General features: G+C 65.2%; 9 protein-coding genes. All 9 read right to left on the bottom strand.

Annotation, left to right across the window (positions count from 1 at the left end; translation table 11 throughout):
* Positions 1-37 precede the first annotated feature (37 nt).
* The gene (locus ACEVBK_RS00965) at positions 38-3,697 is read right to left on the bottom strand and encodes an ATP-binding protein (RefSeq protein WP_375056779.1); all 3,660 of its coding nucleotides are present in this window, start codon (positions 3,695-3,697) and stop codon (positions 38-40) included.
* Positions 3,698-4,263: 566 nt separating this feature from the next.
* Positions 4,264-4,983, bottom strand: a complete 720-nt coding sequence (locus ACEVBK_RS00960) for a hypothetical protein (RefSeq protein WP_375056778.1) — start codon at positions 4,981-4,983, stop codon at positions 4,264-4,266.
* Positions 4,984-6,147: 1,164 nt separating this feature from the next.
* Positions 6,148-6,873 (bottom strand): hypothetical protein, encoded by a 726-nt coding sequence (locus ACEVBK_RS00955; protein WP_375056777.1) that lies wholly within the window; start codon positions 6,871-6,873, stop codon positions 6,148-6,150.
* Positions 6,866-7,402, bottom strand: a complete 537-nt coding sequence (locus ACEVBK_RS00950) for a fimbrial protein (protein WP_375056776.1) — start codon at positions 7,400-7,402, stop codon at positions 6,866-6,868. Before ACEVBK_RS00950 ends, ACEVBK_RS00955 begins: the two co-directional genes overlap by 8 nt.
* 14 nt (positions 7,403-7,416) lie before the next feature.
* Entirely contained in the window at positions 7,417-7,920 is a 504-nt protein-coding gene (locus tag ACEVBK_RS00945) for a fimbrial protein (RefSeq protein WP_375056775.1), read from the bottom strand.
* An 11-nt stretch (positions 7,921-7,931) separates the two neighbouring features.
* Positions 7,932-8,441: a fimbrial protein gene (locus ACEVBK_RS00940; RefSeq protein WP_375056774.1), complete on the bottom strand. Its 510-nt coding sequence runs from the start codon at positions 8,439-8,441 to the stop codon at positions 7,932-7,934.
* Positions 8,442-8,456: 15 nt separating this feature from the next.
* On the bottom strand, positions 8,457-9,092 hold the full coding sequence (locus tag ACEVBK_RS00935) for a fimbrial protein (protein ID WP_375056773.1): 636 nt from the start codon (positions 9,090-9,092) through the stop codon (positions 8,457-8,459).
* A 28-nt stretch (positions 9,093-9,120) separates the two neighbouring features.
* Complete coding sequence (locus tag ACEVBK_RS00930) at positions 9,121-9,861, bottom strand: fimbria/pilus periplasmic chaperone (protein ID WP_375056772.1); 741 nt, start codon at positions 9,859-9,861, stop codon at positions 9,121-9,123.
* 87 nt (positions 9,862-9,948) lie between these two features.
* Positions 9,949-12,621, bottom strand: coding sequence for an outer membrane usher protein (locus ACEVBK_RS00925; RefSeq protein ID WP_375056771.1), 2,673 nt, complete (start codon positions 12,619-12,621; stop codon positions 9,949-9,951).
* Positions 12,622-12,691 lie beyond the last annotated feature (70 nt).

The following is a 12,691-nucleotide window of genomic DNA, read 5'->3' as shown; positions in this document are numbered from 1 at the left end:
CGGTGGTTCCCGCAAATCCGGCGGGAACCACCCCCGGCTACCTCGGCGATACCTTGCACGCTTCCTCCAGCGCCGCCAGCAGATGGGCCATGGCCCGCTCCAATGCGGCGGCATGGCCTTGCAGCGTGCCATGTCCATCGGTTTTCTGCCAGGCGCCTTCCAGCGCCTCGCAGTGCATGATCACCCCTTTGGCGTCGATCAGCCGGGCCGCGCCCCTGATGCGATGGGCCAGCTCGGCCAGCGCCTCGCCATCGGGCCCGGCTGCGCCGCCCTCGCCGCCCAGGCGGCACAGCTCCGCCAGGTCGTCCCGGTTCGATGTCAGCAGCGTCTCCAGCATCTTCCCCACCATGGCGTCGTTGCCATGGCACAGGCGCTCGAGCCGCGCCATGTCGAACGCCGGCTCGCCCGCAGTAGCCTCCTCCCGCTCCGGCCCGGGCACCTTCTCGGCGTGGTGCCGCAACGCCTGCTCCAACTCGGCCATGCCGAGCGGTTTGAACAGGCAGCCATCCATGCCCGCCGCCAGGCAACGTTCCCGCACCTCTTCCTGGGCATTGGCGGTCAGCCCGAGGATGACACAGGGCGCGCCTCCCCGCTCCCGCTCCTCGCGGCGGATATGTCCGGCCAGTGCATAGCCGCTCATCACCGGCATGTTGCAGTCGCTGATCACCAGATCGAACTCCCCCTCCCGCCAGGCGAGCAGGCCCTGCTCGCCATTTTCCGCCTGCACCACCCCATGGCCGAGATGAGTAAGCTGGCCCTCCAGCAGCAGCCGGTTGGCGGCATGATCATCAACCACCAGCACCCGCAGCATGCGCAGTTCCGTGGGCTCCGCCAGTGAATATTCCAGCTCCGGCGAGGGGATCGGCGCCAACGGCAGCTCCAGCTCGACCCGCACCAGGGTCCCGCGCCCGGCCTCGCTCTCCAGGCTCAGGGAACCGCCCATCTTCTCGCACAGGGTCCGGCAGATCGGCAGTCCCAAACCGGCCCCGGTACGCGTATCGCTCCTCCCTATTTGGGCAAAGGCCTCGAACAGCCGCGCCTGCTCGTCGGGCGCAATGCCGATACCGGTATCGCGCACGCCCAGCGTCACCCGCAGGCGCTGAGCGTCCTGCACCTGCCCGGCGAGCGTTACCGTCACCTCGCCGCGTTCGGTAAACTTGAGGGCGTTGCTGATCAGGTTGGAGAGGATCTGCTTGTAGCGCAGCGGATCGACCAGCACGCAATACCGCTCACCCGGGCTCGGTTCCAGCCTCAACGCCAGCCCCTTCTGCCGCGCCAGGCCGTCGAACACCCGCACCACGGACGCCGTCAGTGTACCCAGCTCGCTCCACTCCGGGTTCAGTTCGAGCTTGCCGGACTCGATGCGCGCGATATCGAGAATATCACCGATCAACGCCTGCAGGCCGTTCGCCGCATCAAAGGCCACCGCCAGGGAGTCCCTGTCCCAGCGGCCCTGCTCGGCACGCTTCAGCACCAGCTCGAGCAGGCCGATCACCGCATTCATCGGCGTGCGGATCTCGTGGCTCATGGTGGCCAGAAAGGCGGTCTTGGTGCGGTTCGCCTGGTCGGCCGCCTCCTTCGCCTCGCTCAGGGCCTCGAGCATGGCTTTGCGCTCACTGACGTCCAGCCAGCCGCCGATAATGCCCTGGGCCTGGCCCTGGGCATCGTAATAGGGCAGCAACCAGTGATAAACCGTCATCGACTCCCCCGCCACGTGCACTTCGCGATCGCCCATAAGCGGCTGGCCCAGGCGCAATGCCTGCCGATAGTCTTCCTGCATGCGAGCGGCCTCTTCATCGCGAACCGTGCCTCCCTTGACCACATCCTTGCCGATAACCGCCTCCCGCGAGACGTGCAGGGTTTGCAGGTAGCTGTCGTTGCACATCAGCAGGCGCAGTTCAAGGTCGCGCACATAGATCGGGTGGGGAATGCCATTGAGCAGCACCTCCATAAAATGGAGCTGGTCGCCCAATGCCTCCTCGGCCCGGCGACGCTGGCGGATCTGGCGGCGCATATACAGGTTCCACAACAGCGCCAGCAGCAGCAGCGAGACCGCAACGGGCAGCGCCCGGAAGAACAACCGGCGGTAGTTTTCCCACAGGCTGGGCGTGAACGCCGCCGTGGTACGCCATCGCCCGCCGAGCACGCTCAATTCATCAGGCTGGATGCTCAGCAACGCCTTTTCCAGGATTCCATGTAGTTCGGGAATATCGGCCCGCACCGCGAACGTAGCCCGCCCGGGTGGGCCCTCCAAGGCGGCGCCGATACGCAGTTCATTGCCCGCCATCCGCACGAGGTAATAGCCGGCTTCGATATAGGCCATCACCGTTGCATCGACACTCCGCTCCCTCGCCAGGCTAAGCGCCTCTCCCGTATTCTTGGTGAATACCAGTTGGATGTCCGGGTAGTCCGCCGCCAGAAGGTCGGTCAATATATGCCCCTCTTTTATCGCCACCCGCTTGCCGCGCAACGCCGCCAGGGACTGCGGGGCATCCGGGGCATTGCGCGTTACCAGCACGAAAGGGCTCTGCTGATAGGCACGGGTGAAGAGCAGCCCTTCGCGTTGCCGGTGGGGCGTCAGGTCGGCAACCATCTCCACCTCGTGCCGCCGGGCCGCGGCCAGCACCGCGCCGATGGTCGGCATCCTTGCGATTTCGAAACGCAGCCCCGTCATCAGGCTTACCCACGACAGCAATTCCCCATTGATGCCGCGATAGCGACCTTCCTGATCGTAGTAGGAAAAGGGCGGAAAGTTTTCCAGCACGGCGACCCGCACCACCGGATGCTCAGCCAGCCACTGCCGTTCTCCGGCGCTCAGGTCCAGGGACTTGCCGATAAAGCTCAGCCCCCCGCCGCTCCAGCGTTTGAGGATATTCTCCCGCTGCACCTCGGGGATGGCACCCAGTACCCGGTCGAGGAGCTCGCGCAGAAGATGGTCTTCAGCGCGCACGGCAAAACCGAAACCCAACGCTTGCCGAGGCAGGACCCGCGCAATCTCCACATCGTTCACATAGAGGCTGTTAATCAGGGAGTAAACGGAGACCGCGTCGCCGAGCGCCACCTCCGCCTGGCCGAAGGCCACCGCCGACAGCGCCTGCTCCAGAGTGGGAAAATGCAGTATCCCGGCACCGGGAAGCAACGACGCTATCGTCTCATCGGGCAGGTAATCCTCGGCAACGGCGAGCCGCTCACCCATGTCGGCGTCGATGTTCGCACCGATACGTGTTGCAAAAACCGGCAAATCGATCACATAGGGCGTCGTCAATTTCACACCGGGAAGCCGCGCCTCCCACTGGTTCGAGGTGTCGACCATGTCGACCTCCCCCGCCAGTAGCGCCGCCATCACCCCAGGGCGATCGGGATAGCGTTGCACGCGGATCGAAATGCCCAGCACCTCCTCCACTATGCCCAGCACGTCGGCGGAGATCCCTTCGTAGCCGCGCTCGCCCTGATAGAAGGGGGAGAAACCGCCCCCGGACGTTCCCACCACCAAGACCTTCTTCTGCTCGAGCCAGCGCCGCGAAGCGGCCGACAACGCCAATTCGAACGGAGGTGCCGAAATGCGTGCCTGTAGCGGCAGTTCCTCGGCCATGGTCGGAGCCGCCACCCCAGTTAGTCCGAGGGTCAGAGCAAGGGCCCACAACCCCTCGCGCAGGAAACGGATCAGGGGAACGAAGGCGTTGAGGAATGTGGCCACGGCAGAACTTCCGACAGGCAAGAGGGGGAACAGACGTCGTAGTACACTCCGGTGCGGGGTCCCGCTGGAGTCCTTCCGAATCACAGCACAGTGTATGCCACGATCAGGAAAATAGAAACAAGATTACAGCCAGTGTATACGTAGGCAATTCAGCGACTGTCCGACCAAGGACACCGGACAAACAAGACGAACACAGGCCAAGGACTACCATCAGCGCGGCACACCCAACGAAGCGTGCAGACCCCAGGGTGCAGCGAGCCGTCACTGGGATGGCCGCATACAGTCCGACGTTCATAATACGAAGTCGTGTGAAAGCATGACCACCAATCACGTCGCAGGTAACCGGCAGTATGTCCCCGCCGCCCCGAGCCCAAATAACGGCACGAACGGGGTGGCGAAGAAATGGAGAGCAGTCGTCATCGGCGGCAGAGGCAATAGCTTCATCCGTCGAGGACCGGCGAGCCCGTCAACCACTAACAACCGCATCCAGAGCCCTCGCCACCGTCCTCCCCAGCGGGCTAGCGTGACGCACCGGAGCAAGTTAACACGGACGTCCCACACGGACGTCATGCAGGTTCGACAATTAGCACGGCACTGCCTTCATACATGCCACCCCCGGTAACGCCTTCGAGGATGTCAGACACCGTAAGCAGGGTTACTCCAGCGCCTAGCGTCATGGACACGCCGAGGGGGACGCCGTCGATCAATAATCTCGCCTGCCCCGACGGGCTCAAGGCCACGGTGTCCATACCGGAAGCCAACCGGAATACAACACTGGTAATAGAGCTGCAATTGATAGTGGCGGCGGCCGTCGCTCTTGACCCGTTAACCTCGTGGCGCATTATTTCACCGTGGTCCAGCATGATAGGAAGCGGCTGCAGCGCACACGATTCGAGAGGCGGGGGGGCACCGATGCAGCCTGTAGGGGCTATTATGGAGCCGAGGAAGTATGACTTAACGTAAATACCCACACAGATAGCAGTCGTCCAGGTGGAACCGGCCTCGATTCGTGCATACGACAGGTTCTTAATTTCGTCGTAAAGCCGCATCCCTGCCTGGCTGTAGGTCTCCCCCTCTTCAACCAAGACGGATCGGCCTGTAGATATCCACACTCGGTCCTGATCGAACGTTTTGAAATAGCCCCCGAACTCGACATAGGTAAAATTATTTGGGGCCAGCTCGTCCCCGGCGGGCCCGATGTCGACCACGGCGAACTCGAGATCCTCCAGACCCGCCCTCCAGTGGTCGTGCCATTCGGAAGCATCAAACGTGTACCCGGTCAGCATGGGGAAGTCACTCCCGACACCAGGGGGGGGGACGAGGGCGCCGATAAGACACAGTACGATGAGGACACGATTCATATTCATAAGTTCCATAGTAATGGAGACGCAGTCAGAGCGTTCGCCAGGCGTCGAGCATTTGCCAGGACAGAGGAAGTGTCAGTACACGTCCGCCGCCGGCCGGTCGAAGGGAGAGGGCATATGGCCCAGCGTCCCCCATTGTAGGTTCGTACAGCAGTTATCGCCGGTCAACGACCGGCGAGGGTCAGGGGGTACGCGTTGGAAATGGTGTCGCACAGCGCGCTCCATTCCGACCCCGTTCGGGTCCGATAACGCTTTTGTTAATTCATAGCAGCTACCGTAGGGTATTTGTCCGTCGGGGAGCCGATCCGCATTGGGATGCGTTGGGGTCGGACCCACGATACTAGAAGACGGACGCAACCTCGAGCGAGGCACGGCCAGCACGATGGCGTTCCCAGGCGCGACGGTCCGACCCGGACAACGGTACCACCTAGTGCACCCGGGCACAGATGGAGCCCGGCAACGCTCGGCTTTCGCCCCCAGGTGGCGCATCGTCCGCCGCATCCGTCTTGGCCCCCTCATTGGTAGTCCGCCCGCACCCGTGCCTCCGGCGGCCGTGTTCGATCGCCTCCGAAGGCGCAGGCTCGCTCGTAAAGCCGCGCGCCGTTACCGACGGTGTTTCAGGGCCCGGACCCGTGGCCCCTCCATATGGAGGGGCCACGGGTCCGGGCGTTCGGGGCGGGGTAGGCGGTGGTAGCCGCAACACCCAGCCGACCAGCATTATCCCCCTCCCCCCGATATCACACCATCAGGCATTTCCGATGCGGCGCAGGAAATTTCCTATACGGATGGGCAAACCCTCGCCTTCCCGCGGTCGGTACCGATGGAGCACAAAGACATCGACATTCGGCCGCGGCCCCCACCCGCGGCTACGGCCGAGGGGGTTTACACGGGAGCACCAGCACCGCCTGTCGGGTAGACGGCCGGCATACTACCGTCCCGGGGCGCCGCCGTGCCGATGGAGCAAGAAAAGAGGATCGATCTGCGGGCGAGGGGCAACCAGGACAGGTATCGCGTCGAAGAAATGACGGTGTGCCGTAGAGGGATACGGGGGTCGCCGGTGGGAGCGCGGGGCGTCATGGGGTTGGTCTACAACGGCAGGATCCCCTGCGCCCAGCTGTTCCATCGTGCTTCGTACGTCCGCACCCGCGCCTCGGCGGCCGCCGGCGACAGTCCCCGGGCGCGGCCGAGCTCGTAAAGCCGCGCGCGCCGTTGCCGATGGTTTTCCAATGCCCGGGGCGCAATGCCCGCCCCGATCAACGGGCTGAGTGCACAACCCCGGCAAATGCCATGCTCCGGGGTATGAAACTCACCGCCGTCTTCAACACTGTAATGCAGGTACTGCGCGATCAGGTCAACGCAGATCGGATCCGCTACATGGCGCTCGACCAGCGCCAGCACCTGCCCCTTGCGGATATGTCGGTAATAACCGCGAATATCGGTGCGGTAGACGAAGGCATAGGCGCCGGAGCACAATGCCTGCCACGCCAGGGCGACCGAGACCCGCCCTCCGCCATGCCCCTTCAGATGGGCGCAGCACGCATGGCGCGGCAACCGTTCGGCAACCTGCAGTGCCACCCACTTCAGTACCAGGGCATCCTGGGCGCTCCACTGCACCCAGCGGGTATGCCCGCGCCGGTGCAACTGCATCGCCGACAGCCGGTAATCACCCGCCAAGACCGACCGCAGCAGTGCGGTTCCCCGGTTCGGCCAGTGATGGCGCAGGTGCCAAACATCCGCATTGGGCGGCGCATGCCGGCGGCGCGAACAGAGCCAGACATAGGCCGCTTGCCAATCCGTCCATGCCTTACTCATATTCCAGGCTAAAGGTGGCCACGGCACTGAAGGGGCCGCGTGCTATGGCTTCACTGGCAATGGCCTGCGGCTCGCCCCGCACATAGGCCTTGAACTCGAGCAGGTTATCGCCTTCGCTCAGCGCCAGGACCAGGCTCGGCTCGCCGAGCGGCAGCGGCCGGCCTTCGCGGGTCTCGATGCCGATGGCGATGCCCGACGCCTGGCTGGCGCCGTCCAGCGCCAGCAGTCCCGGCAGGGCCGTGCTCTCCACCCCGTTGAAGGTGACGGTCACGCTGTTGCCGATGGCGGGATCGCATTCCGCCAGGTGCAGTTGAAAAGGCTGCCCGTGGGTGCGCTGGTTGAGGTAGAGGTACTTGTCGATCACGGTGCCGAAGTCCAGCTCGATCAGCTCCTCCCCCGGCGGGATCACGCAGGGCTCCGCCACCAGGGCACCGTGGAAATACATATTGTCGTCCGCCCCCCGGGCGGGCAGGGCCGCCAGCAGCGCCAGCGCTGCCGTCGCCCCCAGGTGGCGCATCGTTCGCCGCATTCGTCTTGTCCCCTTCACTGGTAGTCCGCCTGCAGGGTGGCGGTGGCCGCAAAGGTCCCCTCGGCCAGGGTCGCCCCCGGCTGCTGCACCGGCACCGCCTCCAGTGCCGGCGGGGCCTCCGGATCGACGGGCACCGGCCTGTTCAGGGTGAAGGGCTGCCCGCCCAGCAGCAGGCGGATGCCCAGGTCCGCCACGTTGGCCTGTACCGCCGCCGCGTCGAAGGCGGTGGCGGTGGCGCTCAGTGTCAGGGTCATTTCCCAGCCGGTCGCATCCCCTTCGCAACGGATGCGATAAGGCACACTCTGCCTGTAGCGCTCGCCGTCCACCTTGCTAATGCCCACCCGCTCGCCAAAGTCCACCTCGATGGTGCCGCCGTCGTCGATGGTGCAGGGCGGCGGCTCGATCAGGGTGCCGCTAAAGCTCATGTTCTCCTGGGCCTGGAGGGGGGGACCGACCAGCCACCCCGCCGCCAGCAGGGCAGCCGTGCCCAGGGCCCGTCTTATCGCTTGCCCGCGCATTGCCTGCTCCTTCATTGATAGTCCACCACCAGGGTCGCCCCCGCCGAGAAGTTGCCCCCGGCCAGGGCTGCGCCCGGTCGTTTCACCGGCACGGCCATCAAGCCAGGCTTATTCGGATAAGTGAAGTCTTGCCATTGGTTCAGCGGCAACCGGAGGCCATTACTGATCAGGAGGATACCCAGATCGGCCACATTGGTTTGCAGCACTTCACCGTCGAAGCTCGCGCCGCTACCCTCTATTCTCATCCTCAAGGTATTAGAGGCAGAGTCTGTACACTCCAGGTTATAGTTCACCCACTGCAAATAGCGTCTGCCATCCACCCGGGTGGTGATCACCTCGCCGAAGTCCACCTCGATGGGGCGATCACCGTTGATCACGCAGGGCGGAGGGGCCACCACCGTGACCCGAACCGTGACCGAAGTCGAACTCTGGGCTTGTGCCGGGGCACCGCCGAGCAGGGCCCCCACCAGCAGGCAGATACCCCCCAGGGCAAGGTTCCTGCCGGTTATCTTGGCTGTCATGGCGCAACGCCTCCCTCAGTCATAGTCGAGTCGAAATTCCACCCGGGCCCGATAGGCGCCGGGCACCAGGGCTGCGGCGGTGCGCTCCGGCGCCACCTGGTAAACCAGTTCGTTATGGCCCGGCGTCAGCAACGCGGGGGCGCCGCGCCCGCCCAGGCGGACATCCCGCCCCCGCCCGTCGCTCAGCCGCAGGCCCAGGCCGGAAACGCCCGCCACCCGGACCAGCGCCGGGTTGTCCGGGTCCGCCGGCGCGACAAAGCTCACCGATACCGCCGGCTGGCTGGCATCCCACAACAGGTTGCCGCCGTGCGGGTCGCGGCTGCGCGAGGGGCCGCGCAGGCAGTCGTGCAGCCGCAGCGCAAAGGCCACCGGCTCGCCCCGCTCTCCCGCCCGGCGCAACCGGGCGCTGCTGGTTGCGCCCAGTTCCACTTCCTGGTAGGCGGAGCCCATGTCCAGTCGGCAGGCGCCTTCCGTCAGGGTGCCATGCACCCGCAACACGCCGTTGGCGCCGTCCACTTCCCAGTTGTCCGCCGCCCCGGCCGGAGCGGCCAGGGGGAACAGCAGCAGCACCGGGATCAGGGCCAACGGCGGGCGCCATCCGCCACGCCGCCGGCCGGTGCCCGCCGGCGGCCTTGCTGGTTGCTCTTGCATGCCTTACTCCTTGCCGCTTGGGGTATGATTACCGCTCCACCGGGCTAGCCTGGCAACTGCCGGCCGCGCAGCTGAACTGCAGTTGCGGCCGGCCGCCGTAGTCGTTGACGTAGGTCAGCACCGGGCTGTCGCCCAGGGCATTGGAGCCGATTTTCACCGCCGCCTCGCCGTGCGGGGCCAACATCAGGGGTTCGAACCCGGGCACCGCCTCGCCCTCCGGGCTGCGCCGGGCCTCCACCAGGGTCACGTAATAGGGCGTGGGGTTATGCACCCGGTACTGGTTGCCCTGGCGGCTCAGGGTCAGCTGTTCCTGCCAGGGGGTATCGGTCGGCGCCGTCATCAGCCCCTTGGGGCGGTAGAACAGCTTGATCCGCGTCTGCAGGGCAATCTGCAGGGTGTTGGGCTTGTCGCTCTTCGGCGGGATCTCGCGCAGGTTAAAGTAGAACAGCGATTCCCGGTCCTGGGGCAGCCGGGCGGCCTCGGGCAGCGCCTGGATCTTCACCTGGCTTTTCTCGCCCGGCTCGATACGTTGCAGCGGCGGCAGCACCGTGAGAGGCGAGCTGATCTTCTCGCCCGCTTCGTCCTCTATCCAGCCCTGGGCCAGGTAGGGCAGCTGTTTGTTTTCGTTGCTGACGTTGAGGCTGGCGGAATTGGCGCCGCCGTCGAACACCACCCGGGTGCGATCCAGGGCGATGGCCGCGCCGGCCTGCTGGGCCACCAGGGAAAGCAGCAGCGTACCGGCGGTCAGTGACAATCTCGGTTTTTTCATCTTGCGGTTACCTTTCATAGTCGTATCTCTCTTGGCTGGCGCCGCCGACGCTCCGCCTCTCGGGAGGGGAGCCGGCCGCGACCTGGTCTACCATATCGATTCCGTCCCGGAGCGCGTCGGCACGGCGTCCGCCCGGTGCTCTCCTTCGTTGTGCTCGGGGGCTGCCGGGCTGGCGGAGCCTATCGCTCCGCCGCCCGGCGCCATGCTTATCTTCAGGCGCTGATAACCGCCGATGTCGGGCAACACCACCCGGCCCGGTGCCTTTGCCCGCGGCGCTTCCTCGCCTGACGCCACCTTCTTATCCACGCTTTCCGTCAGCGGGCGGCAACTGAGCGAGGTACCGGACAGGCCCGCTTCCGGCCATTCCTCCGGCAGCAGCAGGGCGCAGCGGGGTTCGCCGTTCCAGCGTACCGTCATCTCTTCCCCGGGGCGGATACCGCTCAGGTAAACGTCGCCGTCGTCGCCCACTATGCCTACGTCCTGCTCCTTGCCGTTGATCACGGTGGCACCGAACGGCGGCGCCGAACCGTTCGCCAGGCGGATCTTCACCATCGCCTTCTCGCCCGCCACCACCTCGAAGCGGCGATAGCCGATGGCGCCCTCGGTCAGGGTGCCCTGGGTCACCGAACGGATCGCTTCGGCATTGTCGGGCATGGCGTTCAGGTCGATGCTGACCTTGCTGCGGTAATAACTGCTGACGTCGGTCACCACCGCCTTGCCGAAGTGGTTAGTGGCGGTGCTGGCGCCATGGCCGCGCACCGGCACCCCGGGCACGTCGCCGGTGTCCACCAGCACGCGCGTTCCTCCCTGCGCCCCGGCCCGGTGGAACGCGGCGCCATTGGCGGTCAGGGTGGCGCCGCCCTGCAGGGACATGCCCACCGAGGAATACTGTCCCTCCTGGTGGCTGGCGCTGGCGCTCACCTGGGCAATATCCCCCCGGTGGTTGTAGTAGCCGCTTGCCGTGGTGCCGCCGCGGTTGCTGCCCAGGCTCAGCCGGTAGCTGTCGCGCTCGTTGAGCCGGTCGTAATAGCTCGCCTGGTGGGAGACATCGCCCTGGTTCACCGAGCCGCTGTAGCTGACCGAGCCGGTGCCCCAGGGCATCGACAGCGACAGGTACATGCCGTCGTCGTTGACGCCGTCATATTTGTTGCGATACGCCGTCAGCGAGCTGCTCAGGCCCCTGAGCCGGCCCAGGTTGAACTGGCGCGACAAGGTCAGGCTGTAGCGATCGCGCTCCGGTTCGTCCCAATAGGTGTCATGGTTGTAATTCACATAGCCGCTCAACCCCAGGTCGCGAAAATGCTTGCTGGCGGTAATGGTGTAACGTTCCTTGCTGCTCCGGGCGCGCCTGCCGAACGCCAGCGCGTCCAGGTATTCGCCCATGCTCATAAAGTCCCGCTCCGAGAAGCGGTAGCCGGCAAAGGTCACCTGACTGTCGTATTCCTCAAAGCCCTTCGCATAGCTGAGCCGGTAGGAGCCGCCGGAAAGCGTCCCCTCCTGCGGCAGCCGCGCCCACGACTGGGTCATGTCGAGCGACAGGGCACCAAACCGCATCAGGTCGCGCCCTATGCCCTGGGCCAGGGCCCCGTAGTCGTCGCCGGCGATGGCGCCGCCGTACAGCGACCAGCCGTTGCTCACCCCCCAGGAAAACTCCCCGGCGCCGAACCAGGGCCCGGTGGTGCTATGCTCCCCGTTGGACGGGCGGCCGAGCGCCATTTTATAGCGCACCGCGCCCGGCCGGGTCAGGTAGGGGATGGTGGCCGTGCTCAGGGAGAACTCCTGGACGCTGCCGTCTTCCTCCTCCACCCGCACGTCCAGCTCGCCCCTTACCGCATCGCTGAGATCCTGGATGCGGAAGGGGCCGGCGGCCACCTGGGTCTCGTACAGCACGCGGCCCTGCTGGCTAATGATAACCTTGGCGTTGGTTCGCGCCGTGCCCGTTACTTCCGGCGCGTAACCACGCAGGTTCGGCGGCAGCATGTTGTCGTCCGAGAGCAGGCTGGCGCCGGTAAAGCGGAAACTGTCGAAGATGTTGAAATTCAGGTACTCCTCGCCCACCGACAATTTGGCGCCCAGTTCGGGGATCGGCCGGTAGGCGTAAAACCGGCTCCAGTCCAGCCGATTGGCCGATGAGGCGAAAGAACCACTCGAGTCTTCCACCCGGGCCTGCCAGTCGGCCCGCACGCGCCAGGCGCCCAGGTTCAGGCCCACCACGCCGTTGCCGCTGAGGTCGCGCCGGTCGCTCCCCTGCCGGTAGCCCTGCACCCGCGCGCTCAGGTTGTAATCGAGCATCAGGCCAGCCACCCCCTCGTCCCAGCGCGACGGCGGATCCCAGTTGTCCGCGGCATACTCCAGGTAGGCCTGCGGAATGCTGATATAGACCGATGCGGTGCCCAGTTCCCCCCGGGCCGACATGCCCGGCAGGCTGTCCGGGTTAAGGCACTGCCCCTCGCGCCACCAGCTCAGCTGGTTTTCCACCTCGGGTTTCAGCCCCAGTTGCCCGACCAGCCCGGGCCCGATGCACAGCTCGCTGCCCTTGGGGTCGTCCTCGGGGGGATAGAATGAAACGGACTGCTCCGGCAGTTGCTGCTTATTGATATGCACCGCCATGCTGTAATCGCCGGGCATAATATAGCCCTTGCGCGAGAACTGGCCGAGGTCGATATTGGCGCGATCCGCCACATCCAGAACATCGAGGTTGAACTGAATATCTTCCGCCTGCGCCAGACCCGCCGCCAGCGTAACAAACAACGCCGCCATGGTTAAATTGAAACGTTCTGACTTTACACGAAAAGAAATCACAATGGCTCAACATCCAGTTTATCTGCAC

The sequence above is a fragment of the Zobellella sp. DQSA1 genome (assembly GCF_041950555.1).
Taxonomy (GTDB): Bacteria; Pseudomonadota; Gammaproteobacteria; order Enterobacterales; family Aeromonadaceae; genus Oceanimonas.
The sequence above is the reverse complement of the archived record's forward strand: the minus strand, read 5'-3'. Positions and strand labels throughout refer to the sequence as shown.